At 68.5% G+C, this 17318-nt stretch carries 13 protein-coding genes and 2 tRNA genes; 4 read left to right on the top strand and 11 right to left on the bottom strand.

Features of this window, described 5'->3' with window-relative positions:
* Positions 1 to 75: 75 nt before the first annotated feature.
* Positions 76 to 1113, bottom strand: coding sequence for a TerC family protein (locus H521_RS21455; RefSeq protein ID WP_022891773.1), 1038 nt, complete (start codon positions 1111 to 1113; stop codon positions 76 to 78).
* Between the two features lie 212 nt (positions 1114 to 1325).
* Here H521_RS21455 and H521_RS21450 point away from each other — a divergent pair, with 212 nt between their 5' ends.
* On the top strand, positions 1326 to 2042 hold the full coding sequence (locus H521_RS21450; RefSeq protein ID WP_022891772.1) for a TIGR00645 family protein: 717 nt from the start codon (positions 1326 to 1328) through the stop codon (positions 2040 to 2042).
* A 141-nt stretch (positions 2043 to 2183) separates the two neighbouring features.
* Here the strand turns inward: H521_RS21450 and H521_RS0104150 are convergent.
* Both H521_RS0104150 and H521_RS0104145 read right to left on the bottom strand, forming a co-directional pair.
* Positions 2184 to 2256, bottom strand: a tRNA-Glu gene (locus tag H521_RS0104150).
* A gap of 99 nt (positions 2257 to 2355) precedes the next feature.
* Positions 2356 to 3258: a diacylglycerol/lipid kinase family protein gene (locus H521_RS0104145; RefSeq protein WP_026481890.1), complete on the bottom strand. Its 903-nt coding sequence runs from the start codon at positions 3256 to 3258 to the stop codon at positions 2356 to 2358.
* A 60-nt stretch (positions 3259 to 3318) separates the two neighbouring features.
* On the opposite strand from H521_RS0104145, the gene H521_RS0104140 reads away from it, so the two are divergent.
* Both H521_RS0104140 and H521_RS0104135 read left to right on the top strand, forming a co-directional pair.
* Positions 3319 to 3954, top strand: coding sequence for an MBL fold metallo-hydrolase (locus tag H521_RS0104140; protein WP_022891770.1), 636 nt, complete (start codon positions 3319 to 3321; stop codon positions 3952 to 3954).
* Positions 3955 to 4317: 363 nt separating this feature from the next.
* The gene (locus H521_RS0104135; protein WP_022891769.1) at positions 4318 to 6000 is read left to right on the top strand and encodes a hypothetical protein; all 1683 of its coding nucleotides are present in this window, start codon (positions 4318 to 4320) and stop codon (positions 5998 to 6000) included.
* Between the two features lie 167 nt (positions 6001 to 6167).
* Here the strand turns inward: H521_RS0104135 and H521_RS21445 are convergent, their stop codons facing one another.
* From H521_RS21445 to H521_RS0104110, 4 genes are all read right to left on the bottom strand, one after another.
* Positions 6168 to 8531, bottom strand: coding sequence for a transglycosylase domain-containing protein (locus tag H521_RS21445; RefSeq protein ID WP_022891768.1), 2364 nt, complete (start codon positions 8529 to 8531; stop codon positions 6168 to 6170).
* Between the two features lie 183 nt (positions 8532 to 8714).
* Positions 8715 to 8789: transfer RNA gene (locus H521_RS0104120), tRNA-Gln, on the bottom strand.
* Positions 8790 to 8886: 97 nt separating this feature from the next.
* The gene (gltX, locus tag H521_RS0104115; protein WP_022891767.1) at positions 8887 to 10401 is read right to left on the bottom strand and encodes a glutamate--tRNA ligase; all 1515 of its coding nucleotides are present in this window, start codon (positions 10399 to 10401) and stop codon (positions 8887 to 8889) included.
* A gap of 11 nt (positions 10402 to 10412) precedes the next feature.
* Positions 10413 to 11354: a LysR family transcriptional regulator gene (locus H521_RS0104110; RefSeq protein ID WP_022891766.1), complete on the bottom strand. Its 942-nt coding sequence runs from the start codon at positions 11352 to 11354 to the stop codon at positions 10413 to 10415.
* 81 nt (positions 11355 to 11435) lie between these two features.
* Here H521_RS0104110 and H521_RS0104105 point away from each other — a divergent pair, with 81 nt between their 5' ends.
* Entirely contained in the window at positions 11436 to 12467 is a 1032-nt protein-coding gene (locus H521_RS0104105) for an aminotransferase class V-fold PLP-dependent enzyme (protein ID WP_022891765.1), read from the top strand.
* A gap of 27 nt (positions 12468 to 12494) precedes the next feature.
* On the opposite strand, the gene H521_RS0104100 is transcribed toward H521_RS0104105, so the two are convergent.
* From H521_RS0104100 to H521_RS0104085, 4 genes are all read right to left on the bottom strand, one after another.
* Positions 12495 to 13268, bottom strand: a complete 774-nt coding sequence (locus H521_RS0104100) for a fumarylacetoacetate hydrolase family protein (RefSeq protein WP_022891764.1) — start codon at positions 13266 to 13268, stop codon at positions 12495 to 12497.
* 130 nt (positions 13269 to 13398) lie between these two features.
* Positions 13399 to 14514: a branched-chain amino acid aminotransferase gene (locus tag H521_RS0104095; protein ID WP_022891763.1), complete on the bottom strand. Its 1116-nt coding sequence runs from the start codon at positions 14512 to 14514 to the stop codon at positions 13399 to 13401.
* A gap of 23 nt (positions 14515 to 14537) precedes the next feature.
* Positions 14538 to 15599 (bottom strand): 3-isopropylmalate dehydrogenase, encoded by a 1062-nt coding sequence (locus H521_RS0104090; protein ID WP_022891762.1) that lies wholly within the window; start codon positions 15597 to 15599, stop codon positions 14538 to 14540.
* Between the two features lie 73 nt (positions 15600 to 15672).
* Positions 15673 to 17226, bottom strand: a complete 1554-nt coding sequence (locus tag H521_RS0104085; protein WP_026481888.1) for an MFS transporter — start codon at positions 17224 to 17226, stop codon at positions 15673 to 15675.
* Positions 17227 to 17318 lie beyond the last annotated feature (92 nt).

Raw genomic sequence — 17318 nt, 5'->3', positions numbered from 1 at the left:
ATGACCGTGTGTCGGGGCGCCGACCCTCCACGCTAGCAACTCCGGCGGCGTTGCGATGACGCCCTGTGGAGAGAATCAGCGGCCGTCGGTGTGTGAATCCTCGGTGAAGTGCGGCACCTCGTCCATGAGCTTGTGGCCGCGCGACTTCGCGTCGAGGCGGGCTTTCAGGAGGCTCGCGACCGTCGCGACGGCCATCGCGGCGAGGATCACGCCGAGCGAGACCCAAGTCGAGATCTCGGGCGCCCACTCGATGTGCTCGCCGCCGTTGATGAAGGGCAGCTCGTTGACGTGCATGGCGTGCAACACGAGCTTGACGCCGATGAAGGCGAGGATGAACGCGATGCCGTACTTGAGGTATTCGAGGCGCTCGAGCAGGCCGCCGAGCAGGAAGTACAGCTGACGCAGGCCCATGAGCGCGAACACGTTCGCCGTGAAGACGATGAACGGGCTCTGCGTGATGCCGAAGATCGCGGGGATGGAATCGAGGGCGAAGAGCAGGTCGGTCGTGCCGATGGCGACGAACACGATGAGCATCGGCGTGAAGAACCGCTTGCCGTCGATGACCGTGCGGAGCTTGACGCCGTCGTACTCGTCGGTCAGTGCGACGCGCTTGCGCAGGATGCGTACGACGAAGGTGTCGCTGTCGTCGTCTTCGTGGCTGTCGCGCACCTGCTGGATGGCGGTCCACACGAGCCACGCGCCGAAGATGTAGAAGATCCACGAGAAGTTCTCGATGAGCGAGGCGCCCAGCAGGATGAAGATGCCGCGCAGCACGAGCGCGATGATGATGCCCACCATCAGCACCTCCTGCTGCAGCTTTCGAGGCACCGAGAACTTCGCCATGATGATGACGAAGACGAAGAGGTTGTCGATCGAGAGGCTGTACTCCGTCAGCCAGCCGGCGAGGAACTGTCCGCCGTGCTCGGTGTCGCCCAGCACGAACATCAGGCCGGCGAAGACGAGCGCGAGGGCGACGTAGAACGCCACCCAGAGCGACGACTCCTTGATCGAGGGCACGTGGGGCCGCTTCAGCACGAGCAGGAGGTCGCCGACGAGGATCAGCGTGAGGACGACGAGGGATCCGACTTCGAACCAGATGGGGAGATCGAGCAAGGTCGTGCCTTTCGGAGGGTGCAGGGGACGGCGGAATCCGAAAGTCTCTCCCCCTGCTGATTCACAGGTCCCACGCCCGGAGCGGCGACGACGGCGCTCGTACTGACGATCGTGGGTCGAGGCCTGGCCCCGCGGGATACTCCCCTTCGCTCCGGCGAGTCTAGCCGAAACCCGTGCACCGTAGACTCGAACCCCCGATCCGAGGAGAGACCTTGAGCGCCACGAAGACGCCACCGCCCGCCCCGACGACGCCGCGCCAATATCGGAGAACACCGGGCTCCGCGCTCGTCGGTTATGCCATCTTCGCCAGCCGGTGGTTGCAGGCACCCCTCTATCTCGGCCTGATCGTCGCGCAGGCGATCTACGTCGTCGTGTTCGTGGTCGAGCTCTGGCACCTCGCCGAAGAGGTCGTCACCGACATCAGTCATCTCGATGAAGCAACCATCATGCTCGCAGTCCTCGGTCTCATCGACGTCGTCATGATCGCCAATCTGCTCATCATGGTGATCATCGGCGGCTACGAGACATTCGTGTCGAGAATCAACATCGACGGTCACCCCGATCAGCCCGAATGGCTCTCGCACGTCAACGCGAACGTGCTCAAGGTCAAGCTCGCGATGGCGATCATCGGCATCTCGTCGATCCACCTGCTGAAGACCTTCATCGAGGTCGGCGACCTCGGCAGCAGTGGCGGAGCCGAGAACCTCACCGGCGCCACCTACACGGGCGAGGGCGTCATGTGGCAGGTCATCATCCACTCGGTCTTCATCCTCTCCGCTCTCGCGCTCGCCTGGATCGACCGCATGTCGTACCACAAGGTCAGCCCGCACGAGGTGCACGACGGCACCGTGGTGCCGTATCCCGACGCACGCCCGGGCCTCGGCACTCCCGCCGCCCCCGAGTTCGTCGGCACCGACGCGCGCCACTGACCTCGCCGGCGGTGCGGCATCGAGCGGATGCCGCACCGCGGCGTCGAACGGTGCGTCACGGGCATCTCGGGACGACCCCGGAAACGCCGAAAGCCCTCGCAGAAGCGAGGGCTCTCGAGTGGTTGTCGGATGTCACATGCGTGACCCCAGCGGGATTTGAACCCGCGCTGCCGCCGTGAGAGGGCGGTGTCCTAGGCCGCTAAACGATGGGGCCGAATCGACAACTTGAAGAGTATGACACAGCTTCGGGGCCGCCGCAAAATCGAGCCGGCCGCGACATCCGCCGGTGGAAGGGGGCGCTCCATCGCGACGGTCAGGCGAAAACCGAGAGCGCGCCGGGCGCGATCCCGATGTCGATCGGCAACCGCCCGATGCGCTCGCCGTCGGCATACGCGACGATGTCGTCAGCCTCGATGCGCACCTCGCGAGCCGTGAGGAACTCCACCGCGGGGTGGTCGGTGTGCCGGCCTGCGAACACCTTCGGGAAGACCCCGATGAGGCGCCATCGCGAGAGCGGGTGCACGATGAACACGTCGAGCAGGCCGTCGGCGAGATCGGCTTGCGGCACGATGCGCATGCCGCCGCCGAGGGAGGGGCTGTTGGCCACCGAGACGAGCATCGCGCGCTGTTCTCGCCGCACGCCGTCGATCGTGATCACATATCGGCGGGCCCGGAAGGTGGCGAGCTCGCGCACCATGGCGAGCGTGTATCGGCTCGCTCCCCTGGGCCGGGTCATCCGATTGGCGCGTTCGTTGACGACGGCGTCGAAGCCGGTGGAGACGACGCACGCGAACATCGTCTGCGCACCGCCGTGCCGAATGGTTCCCACGTCGACCAGTCGGGTCGGCCGGCGCAACGCCGCAACGAGCGCCTCGGTGGCTGCGCCGGGATCAGCATGGGGCAGGCCGAGACCTCGAGCGAAGTCGTTGCCAGTGCCGGTCGCGACGATGCCGAGCGGCACACCGGAACCCGCGAGCAGGTTGACGCCGAGCGAGACCATGCCGTCGCCCCCGACCACGACCATGCCGTCGGCCCCGAGCGCGAGTGCCGATTCGGCTTCACGGCGCAGCAACTCGAAGTTCGCCTCTCTCAGCATCGAGATCTCGTAGCCCTCTGCCATCAGCCGCTCGGCGACCCTCGACCCGACTGCGCGATTCCGTCCGAACGAGGCAGCAGGGTTGATCGCGACGAGGAGTCGCAGAGGGGCGCGGTGCATAGGCAGATTCTGGCAGTCCGACGGGTTGCGCACCGACGCCGCGCGGTGTTGGCTCGACGCATGCGCCTCACGAAACTCGAGCACGCCGCGTTCGTCGTCGAGCACTCCGGCGACAAGCTGTACGTCGACCCCGGAAAGTTCACGACGCCGATCACCGAGTCCGCTGGGACCGTCGCCGTCGTGATCACGCACCAGCACGACGATCACTGGACCCCCGACCAGCTCACGCGCATCGTCGAGGCCAACGCCGAGGTGCGCATCTTCGGGCCGGCCGGAGTCGCCGCCGCCGCTGCGGGCTTTCCGGTCGAGACCGTCGAAGCGGGCGACTCGGTCGAGGTCGGACCGTTCGAGCTGCGCTTCTTCGGCGGCCGGCACGCCGTGATCCATCCGTCGATTCCGGTGATCGACAACCTCGGCGTGCTCGTCAACGACGCGCTCTACTACGGCGGTGACTCGTTCACGCTGCCCGGCGTTCCGGTCGAGGTGCTCGCAGCCCCCGCCGGCGCCCCTTGGATGAAGATCAGCGAAGCGATGGACTACGTCGTCGAGGTCGCGCCGAAACGGGCGTTCCCGACGCACGAGATGGTGCTCTCGCGCGCGGGCAAGGTGCTCTCCGATGTTCGCCTCACGTGGGCCGTTGAACAGGGCGGCGGCGAGTATCTGCCGCTCGAGCCCGGCGACACGCTCGACTTCTGATCAAGCGGATGCCTCGGTACCGTCGACGCTCACGATGAACGTCTGGGCTCGGGGCGCGGCGAGCGGCGCACCTGTAGCTCCCCGACAACCAAGCCGGCGCTCGTGCTGATTCTGTTGGCGGTACGCACACAACTTCCATGGCAACCGTTGACGAAACCTCCGCCGCTGGTACGTTCATGGCACTTCGGGGATGTTCCGCCCACCTGATGCCAACGTCGGCATCCTCGGTGGTGCGAACACTCCGCGCTCTCCACGCCGGCCCACCCTCGCCGGACGTCGGGCGGCGGCCATCGCACCGGCCGTGACCTCCTGCATCCCACCTCGGCACGCACTGTCGCGCGCCCGCACTCCCCTGGAGCCTCAATGACGAGAATCGAATACGCAGCAGAGCACCGCCACGGCGTCGGCCTCAAGGTGACGGTCGTCGTGCTGGCGCTTGCGCTGGCGACCATGACGACGCTCTTCCTCCTCACCACGGGCAAGATCGCGAGCGGCTCCGCGGAGCTCGCGGCGGGAGCTTCGCAGACCGACGACGGCTCGTCGAAGGTCGCCGCGGGTGCGAACGAACTCGCCACGGGGGCATCCGAACTCGACGACGGCGCTGCAAGTGCAGTCGTCGGGGCCGAGAAGGTCTCCGCGGGTGCCAGCTCGGCCGCTGCGGGTGCGGAGAGGCTCCGCGTCGGGGCCGAAAAGGCTGCCACTGGCGCTCTGACCCTTGCCGACGGCGCCGCAGCGAGCGCGACCGGAGCAGCGACCCTCGCCGAGGGCGCGGACAAGGCAGCCACCGGCTCCGTCGCGCTCTCCGACGGGATCACTCGTGCCGCCGTCGGCGCGTCCGAGGTGAAATCAGGCGCAACGCAGATCGCAGCGGCCAACGGTCAGATCGCCGGAAACGCCGTGCACCTCAGCAAGGGCGCGCGCGACGTGGCCACAGGTGCAGTTTCGGTCCGTGATGGCGCGAAAAAGGTCGACGCCGGTGCACGCGCTGTAGCCGAAGGCGCCCGCGGAGTCCGGGTCGGTGCCGATGCCATCGAATCTGGACTCGGTGCACTTCAGCCCGGTGTCGAAGGGCTGAAGGGTGGAGCTGCACAAGTCGCCGCCGGCACGACGAGCGTGCGCGACGGGGCGGCGAGCCTCGCCACCGCGAACACGAACCTGGCCGACGGCATCGCGGCGCTGCGCGAGCAGCTCGCCGCAGGTGGCGCCGACCCCTCGGTCGTCGGAGCGCTCGACAAGTTGCACGCCGGCGCAACCCAGGTGAAGAACGGCGCAGAATCGCTCGCAGCGGGCGCCGGCGCCACCGCCGATGGCGCAGCTGCACTCAGTGGCGGGCTGCAAACGGTGCATGGCGGCGTGATCAAACTCACTGAGGGCGCGACGAAACTGTCGACCGGCGCCGACGACCTCGCCGCAGGAACGCTGGATCTCAGTGCCGGGACTGCGCCGCTCGCCGCGGGCACGATCGTTCTCGCCGATGGCGCTGCGGCGGTCGCGGCCGGAAATGGTGCGCTCGCCGGCGGAGCCGCACAACTCTTCACGAAGACGGGTGATCTGGTGGCCGGCACCGTCCGGCTGAACGACGGCACCGCGACCCTCGACGTCAAGGTCGACGAACTCGTGGCCGGTGCCCAGCGGGTCGCGACCGGTGCGACGAGCCTCTCATCAGGGGCGGAACGCCTCTCGATGGGTGCCAGCAACCTCTCGACGGGGGCGAGCGAGTTGAATACCGGCGCGGGAAACCTCGTCGCCGGAACCGGCACCCTTTCGCGTGGGGCATCTGAGCTCGCGACTGGCACCACGAAGCTCGCTGACGGAGCCGAATCGCTCGCGAGCGGCGCGGGTGAGCTCGCGACCGGCGCCGGCGAACTGAGCGACGGCAACGCGCTCGTCGCCGAAGGGAGCGGGACGTTGGCCTCGGGCGCCGCCGGCGTGTCCCCAGGAACGCTCATGCCGTGGCTCCTGGTGGCACTGGGCCTCGGCGCGGCGGCGATCGCCGGCTGGGTCACCCACCGGGTGCGATTCGCCCGCCGGGAGATCACCGCCTAGACGCTGCGGATTCGCGACGGGCCGGGGCTCACGCCCTGGCCCGTTCCCGCATCGTTCGACACGCCGCCGATCTCCACCTGACCGTCGTTACTGCGGCGAAATGCCTTCGCTCCGATCAGCAGACGCCGTCGACGCTCACGAGGCGTCGCGGCTGGCGGACTGAGGCGTCAATCGTCGCGCCCGGGTGGGCCCTCGCCGTCGGGTCCCCCGCCCTGGGGACCGTCGCCGGGGGGCTGCTCGGGTTGGGGCGCAGGGGCCGGCGGGCTGGCCGTCGGTGCGGAGGTCGGCGGCGCGACTGGCCCGGGTGCCGCGACCGTGAACGGGTCGCCGCCGTACTTCGCCGCGGCGACCGACATGACGACGGGCCACATGCGGTGTCGAGCGGTCGCCGCCTGGCCGCTGTCGAAGGAGATGCCGCGTTGGTTCGCATCGCCGTTCACGCTGACGACACCGGTGACGGTCGCGACCTTCGAGCTCGCGCCCGCCATCCACGTGTCTTTGTTTCCGTCGGTCGTGCCGGTCTTGCCGATGAGCGGAACTCGCGGACTCACCCCGCTGTTCGAAGCGGTCGCGGTGCCGTTCGTCATCACGAGCTGCATCGCGTAATGCATCGACGCAGCGACTTCAGGCGAGACGGAGGGGGTGCAGCTCGACTGCGGCACCGGCACCTCGTTTCCGTCGCGATCGACGATCCGGTCGATCGCGACCGGGCTGCACGTGACGCCGTTGTTCGCGATACCGGCGAAGGCGACCGCGAGGCTGAGCGGTGCCACCTCGTTCGTTCCGAGCACGGTCGACGGATACTGCTCGAGCGGCAGACCGTTGGCGCGGTGCATCCCGAAGGCCTCGGCGGTCTTGCGAATGCCGCAGAGATCGATCTTCTTCGCCATGCCGATGAACCCCGTGTTGATCGAGCCGAGCGTCGACTCCAGCGCGGAGTAATTCGCACCGGGCTCGTTGGCATCGTTCTTGGGGTTCCACGGCCCGGCGTTCTGGGGCCCCAGGCAACTGTCGTTGAATGTGCCCCAATTGGCCTTCTGCTTGGAGTCGACTCGCTCATTGAGCGAGTGCCCCTCGTTCAGCCACTGCGCGAGCGTGAACACCTTGTACGTCGAGCCGGGCTGGAACCCGCTCGAGCCGCCCTGCGAGTAGTCGGTGTTGTAGTTGATGCTCGTGAACTGCGGTCCGCTCTGGAGCACGTTCGGATCTTGGCTGTACTGCTTGTTCTGCGCCATGGCGAGCACCCGGCCGGTGCCGACCTGCACGCTCGAGATCACGCTGCCGACATCCCACCCGGGGTAGGTCTGCGGCACGTTCTGGGCGATCGCGGTCTCGGCGGCCATCTGGAGGTCGAGGTCGAGGGTCGTGAACACTTCGTACCCACCGCGCCGGAAGTTCTGCATGCGCGTCTCGGCGTCTTCGCCGAAGGTCGGGTCGGTCTGCAGGATGTTCTTCACGTAGTCGCAGAAGTACGCCGATCCGCCGGCGGTCTGGCACCCCGTGCTCGGTTCCTTGATGACCGGCTGCACGGGGGTGGCGACCGCCGCGTCGTACTCCTCTTTCGTGATCTTCTTCTCGAGGTACATGTGCTTGAGAATGTAGTCGCGGCGGCCGAGGTTCCTTGCGTACCCGTTGGCAGCACCGTTGGTCTCGCTGTCGGGCTTGTCGAGCTGCAACTCCGAGGGATTGTTCACGATCGCCATGAGCGAGGCGGCCTGAGCGAGCGTGAGGTTCGCGGCACTGGTGCTGAAGTAGTAGTTCGCGGCCGCTTCGATGCCGTAGACCGTGCCGCCGAATCCTGCGATGTTCAGGTAGCCGAGCAGGATGTCGTTCTTCGAGTAGCGCTTCTCGACGCCGATCGCGAGCCGCATCTCTTTCAGCTTGCGTTCGATGCCGGCGCTGCCATCGGATTCGGTGGCGGCCTCGTAGCACTCGATCTTCTCGGCCTCGACGAGGGCGAAGCGCTCATCGGGGGTCAGCACGGCGACCTCGTCTTCGGTCATGTCTTCGATTGCGGTGACGTGCGCTTCACCCTCGCATTCCTGCACCCGCACGTTCTTGACGTACTGCTGGGCGATCGACGAACCACCCTGGGTCTCGCCGCCACTCGCCGTCTTCAGCGCGGCGCGCACGGTGCCCTGGAGGTCGACTCCCCCGTGTTCGTAGAACCGCGGGTCTTCGCCGGCGATGGCGGCGTCTTTCACATACTGGCCGATGGCGTCCCAGCCGACCTCGACCCGGTTCTGGTCGTAGAACGAGGCGAGCAGCACGGGCGTGCCGTCGTTTGTCGTCGCGTAGATGTTGCTCTTCTCCGACAACTCGTCGATCTCGAGGTAGCCGGGCAGCTTCTCGAACATGCCGATCGTTCCCGACGCTGCCATGCCCACGGTCGCGAGCGCCGGGGTGACGCCGGCGACCACGAGCATGGCGGCGCCCACGCTCGTGGCGATGAGTCCGATGAAACCACCGATCACACCGAGCGGCGTGCGCGTCTCTTCGAAGTCACGATTCCGCAGGTTCCGAGAAACCATGGCTCACCCATCTCCTGTCGGCATCTCACGTCACCTTCGAGCCGTAGGGCGAACTCGAACGGTGCCGACATGTCCATGCAAGCGCAGCGCACCCCGGATGTCCAGCCCAGCGACCGTCGATATCGCAACCCGTGGGAGAGAAACAGAAAAGGCCCGGATGACCGGGCCTTCTTCTCAAAAAACTGGCTGGGGTACCTGGACTCGAACCAAGAACAACGGTACCAGAAACCGCCGTGTTGCCAATTACACCATACCCCAATGGCCGAAACCGAAGTCCCCGGCCGACATGTAACTCTAGCCTACCGATTGACGCCCGCCAAACTGAGCAGCGCTCAGGCGACGGGCGCCCCTACGGTCAGGCGATGAGCGCCGAGAGCCGATCGATGCGCTCGATCGAGTCGACCTTGCCGAGGATCTGCATGGACTCGAACAGCGGCGGTGAGACGCGCCGGCCCGAGATCGCCGTGCGCACTGCGCCGAAAGCGACGCGCGGCTTGAGCGCGAGGCCGTCGACGAGCGCCGCCCGAAGGGCCTCTTCGATCTGCTCGTGCGTCCATTCCTCGGCGGGCAGTCGGTCGAGGGCGTCGCGCGCGGCCGCGAGCACCGTGGGCGCGTCGGCGGTGAGCGCGGAGACAGCGGTCTCGTCGAAGTCGAGCCCCGCGGCATCCGTGAACAGGAAGCCCAGCATGCCGGGCGCCTCGCCCAGCAACGCGATGCGCTCCTGCACGAGCGGCGCCCCTTGGGCCAGCAGCGCCTCTTCACCCGGCGTGATCGGAGTGCTGACCGCTCCTGCCGCCTGCAGGTACGGCACCGTGCGAGCGGCGAAGTCGGCGACGTCGAGCTGGCGGATGTGGTCGCCGTTGATCGCCTCGGCCTTCTTCAGGTCGAAGCGCGCCGGGTTGGGGTTCACGTTCGCCACGTCGAATGCGGCGACGAGTTCATCACGGCTGAACACGTCGCGGTCGGCCGAGAAGCCCCAGCCGAGCAGCGCGAGGTAATTGAGCAGCCCCTCGGGAATGAAGCCGCGGTCGCGGTGGTGGAACAGGTTCGACTCGGGGTCGCGCTTGGAGAGCTTCTTGTTGCCCTCGCCCATGACGTAGGGCAGGTGGCCGAAGCGCGGCACGAAGCCGGTCACGCCGATGTCGATGAGCGCGTGGTACAGCGCGATCTGGCGAGGAGTCGACGAGAGCAGGTCTTCGCCGCGCAGCACGTGCGTGATGCCCATGAGCGCGTCGTCGACGGGGTTCACGAGAGTGTAGAGCGGTGCGCCGTTCGGCCGCACGACCACGAAGTCGGTGGTGGTGCCGGCGGGGAACGTGATCTCGCCGCGCACGAGGTCGTCGAACCCGAGGTCGACCTCGGGGACCCGCAGGCGCAGCGCAGGCTCGCGGCCCTCTGCGCGGAACGCGGCGCGCTGCTCGTCAGTGAGGTCGCGGTCGAAGTTGTCGTAGCCGAGCTGCTTCGGACGCCCGGCGGCCTCGTTGCGGGCGTCGATCTCTTCGGCGTTCGAGTAGCTCTCGTAGACGTGGCCCGACGCCTTCAGCCGTTCGATGACGTCGGCGTAGATGTCGGCGCGCTGCGACTGACGGTAGGGCTCGTGGGGGCCGCCGACGCCGACGCCCTCGTTCCAGTCGAGGCCGAGCCAGGTGAGGGCGTCGAGGATCTGCTCGTAGCTCTCTTCGCTGTCGCGTGCGGCATCGGTGTCTTCGACGCGGAAGACGAACGTGCCTCCGGTATGCCGGGCGTAGGCCCAGTTGAAGAGCGCCGTGCGCACGAGGCCGACATGCGGCGTGCCGGTCGGCGAAGGGCAGAAACGCACACGGATGTCACTGCCGGTGGCCTGGGTCGTGGGGTGAGCTGTCTCAGACATACGCCTCAATGCTATCGAGCGGCGAGCATCGTCAGTGCGGCCAGTGCCGCGGCCACCGCGGGCACCCGATCGGCACCCCGTGCGGTCACGAGGTGCAACGATCGCACGTCGGCCCGCGCCGTCGGCCTGGCGACGACATCGGCGTGCCGCGGCGAGGCGGCGAGTGCGAGCGCGGGCAGCAGGGCGACGCCGAGTCCCTGCGCGACCATTCCCTCGACGGCCACGAAGTTGTCGGTCTCGAAGGCGATGCGCGGCGTGAACCCGGCGGTGCCGGCGAGCTCGAGCAGATGGCCTCGGCAACGAGGGCAGCCGGCGATCCACGCTTCGTCGCGCAGCACCTCGAGGTCGACGACATCGGATGCCGCGGCGGCGTGCCCGGCCGGCAGCACGAGTCGCATCGGCTCTTCACCGAACGCGCGCACCTCGAGACCGCGGGCGCTCGCCCGGTGCGGGTCGTCACGGTCGCCGGGGTAGCTGAAGGTGATCGCCAGGTCGGCCTGGTCGGCACGCACCGCCTGCACGGCCTCGGGCGGCTCGGCTTCGACGTAGGTGATGTCGACGCCGGGGTGGGCGGCGGCGAGCGCCGAGATCAACCGCGGCACGAGGGTCGCCGAGGCGGAGGGGAAGGCGACGAGACGAACCCGGCCGGCTCGGAGCCCCTGGATCTCGGCCAATTCGTCGGCCGCCGCCTCGATGGCAGTCGCCACCGCTTGCGCGTGTCGGGCCAGCACCCGCCCGGATTCGGTCAGACGGATGCCGCGGCCCACTCGCTCGACGAGGGCGATGCCCGTGCGGCTCTCGAACCGCCGCAGTTGCTGGCTCACGGCGGGCTGGCTGTAGCCGAGCGAGTCGGCCGCTGCGGTGAGCGAACCGCGTTCAGCGATGCGCCGCACCACCCGCACGGTCTGCAGGTCGAGCGCAGCGGCGAGGGAGTCGATCGAGGCATCCGGCATGGCCGAATTATAACGAGTTCGCATGTATGTCATCGATCACTGGCGCTTGTCGAATGAATTGCGGCGATCGAGACTGGACACATGCATCCCTCTCGTGAACGCTTCGCCGCCGGCCGCGGCTACCTCGCAGCCTGCACGCTCGGCCTTCCCGCCGACGTGACCCGCGACGCGGTGCGTCGGGACCTCGAGCGATGGAGCGCCGGCACCGCGAGCGGTGCCGACTATTCGAGTGCCCTCGAGCGCGCGCGAGCCCACGCCGCGACGCTGCTCGGGCGCGCGCCCGGCGAGATCGCCACCGGCTCACAAGTGTCGGTCTTCGCCGGCATCGTCGCGGCATCGGCCCCGATCGGTGCGGAGATCATCTGCGCCGAGGGCGACTTCTCATCGATCGTCGGCCCGTTCCTCGCCCGCAGCGACCTGCGCATCAGCCACGTGCCGCTCGACACCCTCGCCGACGCCGTGACCCCGTCGACCTGGCTCGTCTCCTACTCGCTCGTGCAGTCGGCGACGGGCGAGCTCGCCGACGCGGCATCCGTCGCCGAAGCGGCTCGCGACGCCGGAGCCCTGACACTCGTCGACACGACGCAGGCCACGGGCTGGATGCCGACCGATGCCCTCGAGGCCGACATCATCATCTGCCACGCCTACAAGTGGCTCGCGGCGCCCAGGGGCGCCGCCTTCGCCGCGTTCTCGGCGCGCGCACTCGAAGCGCTGACGCCGCACACCGCCGGCTGGTACTCGGGCGCCGACCCGTGGGCCTCGTGCTACGGGCCCGCCCTCCATCTCGCCGACGACGCAGGGCGCTTCGACGTCTCCCCCGCCTGGCACGCCTGGGCCGGTGCCGAGGCCGCGCTCGGCTTCGCGGCCTCACTCGACATGGAAGAGGTGCGACGTCACGACGTCGCGCTCGCCAACGCGTTCCGCGAGCGCATCGGGCTCGCGCCCTCCGACAGCGCGATCGTGGCGTGGCCCGACGCCGACGGCGCGGCACTCGCGGCCCTCGGTGCCGCCGGACTCACCGCCTCAGGGCGAGCCGGGCGCGCTCGAGCGGCGTTCCACCTCTGGAACGACGAGGAAGACGTCGAGCTCGCGGCGCGCGCCCTCGGGCGTTGAGCCCCGAACTCGCCCGAGGCTCCCCGTTCAGGCTGCTGAGCGCACCGGATTCGACAGGGTGCCGAGACCCGAGACGCTGACCTCGACGGTGTCGCCGTCGACGATCGGGCCCACGCCCGCCGGCGTGCCCGTGAGAATCACGTCGCCCGGTAGCAGGGTGAAGACGCTCGAGGCGTAGGCCACGATCGCCGCCACCGAGTGCACCATGTCGGCGAGCCGACCCGACTGGCGCAGCTCGCCGTTGACACTCGTCTCGATCGTGGCCGTCTCGATGTCGACGTGGGTGTCGATCACCGGCCCGAGCGGGCAGAAGGAGTCGAAGCCCTTGGCACGGGCCCACTGACCGTCGCGTTGCTGCAGATCGCGCGCGGTCACGTCGTTGGCGATGGTGTAGCCGAAGATGATGTCTTCGGCGTCGGCCTCGGCGACGTTCTTGGCGATGCGACCGATGACGACCGCGAGTTCGCCCTCGTGCTCGACGCGTTCACTCTGCCGTGGCAGCACGATCGCGTCGCCGGGGCCGACGACGGAGGTGTTCGGCTTCAGGAACAGCAGGGGCTCGGCCGGGGCGTCGCCGCCCATCTCGGCAGCGTGATCGCGATAGTTCTTGCCGACCGCGACGACCTTCGAGCGAGGGATCACCGGGGCGAGCAGCTTGGCATCGGTGAGCTTGACGCGCTCACCGGTGGGCTCGAAGCCCGCGAACATGGGGTCGGCCTTCAGCACGACGAGCTCGTGCTCCTCTTCGTCGACGATGCCGAATGAGATGGTGTCGTCGTGGCTGAAACGCGCGATCTTCATGCCCTCAGCCTACTGAGCGTTGCCGCGCGTTCGCCGAGTCGCAGGATGATCCACCCGGCACGCCGCGCACGGCCGGCATGTCGCACGAATCATCCTGCGACTCAGCGAAGAAACTCGGGCGTGACGGCCGTCACGCGTCGAGACGGGTCATCCAGCCGTGGCGGTCTTCGACGCGACCGTACTGGATGTCGGTGAGCTCCTGACGCAGGGAGAGGGCGAGCGTGGATGCCTCGGCACCCGTGTGCGCGATCTCGAAATCGGTGCCGAGCAGGCGCCCGATGGGCACCACGACCGCGGCCGTGCCGCACGCGAACGCGCCGACGATGTCACCGGATGCCGCGCCGTCGCGCCACTCGTCGAGCGAGACCGTGCGCCGCTCGACCGCGTGACCGCGATCGGTCGCGAGCTGCAGGATCGAGTCGCGCGTGATGCCCTCGAGGATCGAATCCGACTCGGGGGTGACGAGCGTGCCGTCGCGCTTGACGAGCACGATGTTCATGCCGCCGAGCTCTTCGAGGTTGCCCTCGTCGTCGAGGAACGCGACCTGCTGGCATCCCTTCTCGTAGGCCTCGGCCTGCGGCAGCAGGCTCGACGCGTAGTTGCCGCCGGTCTTCGCGGCGCCCGTGCCGCCCTTGCCGGCGCGCGAGTACTGCGTCGACAGCCAGATGTTCACCGGTTCGACCCCGCCCGGGAAGTAGGCGCCCGCGGGGCTCGCGATGACGTAGTAGTTGACCTTCTTCGCGGGCCGCACGCCGAGGAAGGCCTCTTTTGCGAACATGAACGGCCGCAGGTACAGGCTCGTCTCGGGTGCGCTCGGCACCCAGTCGGCGTCGACGGCGATGAGCTGCTTCAGGGACTCGATGAAGTACTCGCTCGGCAGCTCGGGCAGCGCCATGCGCCGCGCCGAACGCTGCATGCGGGCGGCGTTCTCGAACGGCCGGAAGGTGTGGATCGACCCGTCGGCGTGACGGTAGGCCTTCATGCCCTCGAAGATCTCTTGCGCGTAGTGCAGCACCGCAGCGGCCGGGTCGAGCGAGATCGGGCCGTAGGGCGAGACGCGCGGGCGATGCCATCCGCCCTTCTCCGACCAGCAGATGTCGACCATGTGGTCGGTGAAGTGGTTGCCGAAGCCGGGATCGGCGAGGATCGCCTCGCGTTCGGCGGGCGCCTTCGCCTGCTCGTTGCGGATGACCTGCCAGATGAGACCGGCTGCGGATGGGGCCTGGAGCGGGAGGTTGATCGTCATGATGTGTCCTTCGATGCGCTGGATCAGTCGAGTGCGCCGATGCGATCGGCGATGGCGTCGCCGACCTCTGAAGTCGTTCGCCGGGTGTCGCCGCGTTCGGCGATGTCGGCGACGACGGCCCGCTGCACCTTCGCCGCAGCGTCTGCCCGGCCGAGGTGGCCGAGCAGGAGTGCCACGGAGAGGATCGTGGCGGTGGGGTCTGCGATGCCCTTCCCTGCGATGTCGGGTGCGGAACCGTGAACCGGCTCGAACATGCTGGGGAATCGGCCGTCGGGGTTGATGTTGCCCGAGGCTGCGAGGCCGATGCCGCCGCTGATTGCGCCGGCCAGATCGGTGAGGATGTCGCCGAAGAGGTTGTCCGTGACGATGACATCGAATCTAGCAGGATTCGTCACGAGGAAGATCGTGGCCGCGTCGACGTGCAGGTAGTCGACCGCGACGCCCGGGAACTCGGCGGCGACGGCGTCGACCGTGCGCTTCCAGAGCGAACCTGCGAAGACGAGCACGTTCGTCTTGTGCACGAGCGTGAGCTGCTTGCGCGGTCGGGCGGATGCCGCGGCGAACGCGTAACGCACGACCCGCTCGACCCCGTATGCGGTGTTGACCGAGACCTCGTTGGCCACCTCGTGCGGGGTGCCCGCGCGAATGGCGCCGCCGTTGCCGACGTAGGGGCCTTCGGTGCCCTCGCGCACGACGACGAAGTCGACATCGCCGGGTGCCGCGAGCGGGCTCGGCACGCCCGGGTAGAGCACCGACGGCCGGAGGTTCACGTAGTGGTCGAGCTCGAAGCGCAGCTTCAGCAGCAGGCCGCGCTCGATGTTCGCACCCGCCAGCCGGGGGTCGCCGGGGGCGCCGCCGACGGCACCGAGCAGGATCGCGTCGTGGCCCCTGATGGCCTCGAGGTCATCGTCGGTGAGCACGTCGCCGGTCTCGAGGTAGCGCGTCGCCCCCAGCGAGAACAGGGTCTGCTCGAAGGCGACATCCGTTCCCTCGGTTGCAGCGGTGAGCGCCTTGAGCGCCTCACCGACCACTTCGGGTCCGATCCCGTCACCGGGAATGACCGCGAGCTTGACCGTGTCCACCATGAATGCTCCTTCGTGCGCCAGCCCTCCCAGCGTACTGGCCGCACGCGCGGGTGACACCCGGCATCACGAAGGCTCAGTCGTGGGTGACGGCCGCCTTCGGATTGCGCAGCGCGAATGCGGCGACGAGCGCCGCGGCGACCATGAGCGCCACCCCGATGAACGAGGTGATCACGACCCCCTCGTCGAAGGCGAGGGCAGCGGATGCCGCGAGCTTCTCGCCGATCGCGGCGGGCAGTTGCTCCGCCACCGCGATGGCGCCGGCGAGGGTCTCGCGCGCCGCGGCGGCCTGCGCGGTGGTGAGCACCGCCGGCAGCTCGAGCGCTGTGCGGAAGTGCGCCGCGAGGATCGAGCCGAGCACGGCGGTGCCGAGCACGGCCCCGAGTTCGTATGCCGTCTCGGAGACCGCCGAGGCGGCGCCGGCCTTCTCGGGCGCCGCACTCGAGAGGATGAGTTCGTTCGAGACGGTCTCGGCCGCTCCGATGCCGATGCCGAGCAGCACGAACGCGATCACGACCGGCGCGATCGACTCGGCCGTCGCGCTGAGCGCGATGACCGCGTAGCCGGCCGCGGAGAGCAGCAACGCAATCGGCACGAGGATGCGCGGGCGCACCCGGCGCGCGATGGGCACGACGACGAGACCGGCGATGATCATCGCGACGAGACCGGGCAGCAGCGCGAGACCCGCAGCCACCGGGCTGAGGCCCGCGATGAGTTGCAGGTGCTGCGAGACGAAGTAGAGGAACCCGACGAGCGCGATCACGCTGAAGAGGTTGACGAGCACGGCGCCGCCGAAGGAGCCCTGACGGAAGAGCCGCACGTCGAGCATCGGCGAATCGGACTTCAGCTGGCGACGCACGAACCAGACCCCGCAGAACAGCCCGAGCACGATCGCCTGGATGCCGACGCCCGAGACGCCCTCGGTGGCGAGCGACTTGATGCCGTAGACGACGGGCCCCATGGCGGCGAGCGAGAGCAGCGTGCTCGGCACGTCGATGCGGCCGGGAGCGGGGTCGCGACTCTCTGGGATGAGCAGGGGCACGAGCACGAGCATCGGCACGAGCACGGGAACCGCGAGTAGGAACACCGAGCCCCAGTGGAAGTGCTCGAGCAGCACACCACCGACGAGCGGGCCGAGGGCGCTGCCCGCCGCGAAGCCCGTCGCCCAGATGGCGATCGCGAGCCGGCGTTGCTCGCGGTCGGCGAAGACCGTGCGCAACAGCGACAGCGTCGAGGGCATGAGCATCGCGCCGAAGAAGCCGAGGGCGGCACGGGCGGCGATGAGCGCCTCGGCCGTCGGCGCGAAGGCGGCCACGATCGAGAGCAGCGCGAAGCCGACCGAACCGATCAGCAGCATGCGGCGACGGCCGAAACGGTCGCCGGCGCTGCCCATCGCGACCAGGAGGCCGGCGAGCACGAGCGGGTAGGCGTCGATGATCCACAGCTGCTGAGCCGCGGTCGGTGCCAGGTCGCGCGAGATCGCAGGCAGGGCGAAGCTCAGCACGGTGTTGTCGACCGAGACCAGCAGCACGGGCAGCATCAGCACCGCGAGGGCGACCCAGGCGCGTCGGGGCGCCCGGGGTGCGCGGGGCGCAGCGCTTGCGGATGCCGCGGCATCCGTCGATCGCATCGTGTCGGTGGAATCGTTCGCGTGGGTGTCGTTCATCATGTCGTTTCTCATTACTTTACCGTCCAGCCGGTATAGTAACAGAAATGACCTCT

This window comes from Agromyces subbeticus DSM 16689 (assembly GCF_000421565.1).
In the GTDB taxonomy this organism is placed as follows: domain Bacteria; phylum Actinomycetota; class Actinomycetes; order Actinomycetales; family Microbacteriaceae; genus Agromyces; species Agromyces subbeticus.
This window is presented reverse-complemented; position numbering and strand designations above follow the sequence as displayed.

What these genes read in the sequence shown, in the direction of transcription:
- H521_RS0104145 (WP_026481890.1), bottom strand. Translation starts at nt 3,258, where the DNA reads ATGCACCGCGCCCCTCTGCGACTCCTCGTCGCGATCAACCCTGCTGCC.
- H521_RS0104140 (WP_022891770.1), top strand. Translation starts at nt 3,319, where the DNA reads ATGCGCCTCACGAAACTCGAGCACGCCGCGTTCGTCGTCGAGCACTCC.
- H521_RS0104105 (WP_022891765.1), top strand. Translation starts at nt 11,436, where the DNA reads ATGCATCCCTCTCGTGAACGCTTCGCCGCCGGCCGCGGCTACCTCGCA.
- H521_RS0104110 (WP_022891766.1), bottom strand. Translation starts at nt 11,354, where the DNA reads ATGCCGGATGCCTCGATCGACTCCCTCGCCGCTGCGCTCGACCTGCAG.
- H521_RS21445 (WP_022891768.1), bottom strand. Translation starts at nt 8,531, where the DNA reads ATGGTTTCTCGGAACCTGCGGAATCGTGACTTCGAAGAGACGCGCACG.
- H521_RS0104095 (WP_022891763.1), bottom strand. Translation starts at nt 14,514, where the DNA reads ATGACGATCAACCTCCCGCTCCAGGCCCCATCCGCAGCCGGTCTCATC.
- H521_RS0104090 (WP_022891762.1), bottom strand. Translation starts at nt 15,599, where the DNA reads ATGGTGGACACGGTCAAGCTCGCGGTCATTCCCGGTGACGGGATCGGA.
- H521_RS0104085 (WP_026481888.1), bottom strand. Translation starts at nt 17,226, where the DNA reads ATGCGATCGACGGATGCCGCGGCATCCGCAAGCGCTGCGCCCCGCGCA.
- H521_RS0104100 (WP_022891764.1), bottom strand. Translation starts at nt 13,268, where the DNA reads ATGAAGATCGCGCGTTTCAGCCACGACGACACCATCTCATTCGGCATC.
- H521_RS0104135 (WP_022891769.1), top strand. Translation starts at nt 4,318, where the DNA reads ATGACGAGAATCGAATACGCAGCAGAGCACCGCCACGGCGTCGGCCTC.
- gltX (WP_022891767.1), bottom strand. Translation starts at nt 10,401, where the DNA reads ATGTCTGAGACAGCTCACCCCACGACCCAGGCCACCGGCAGTGACATC.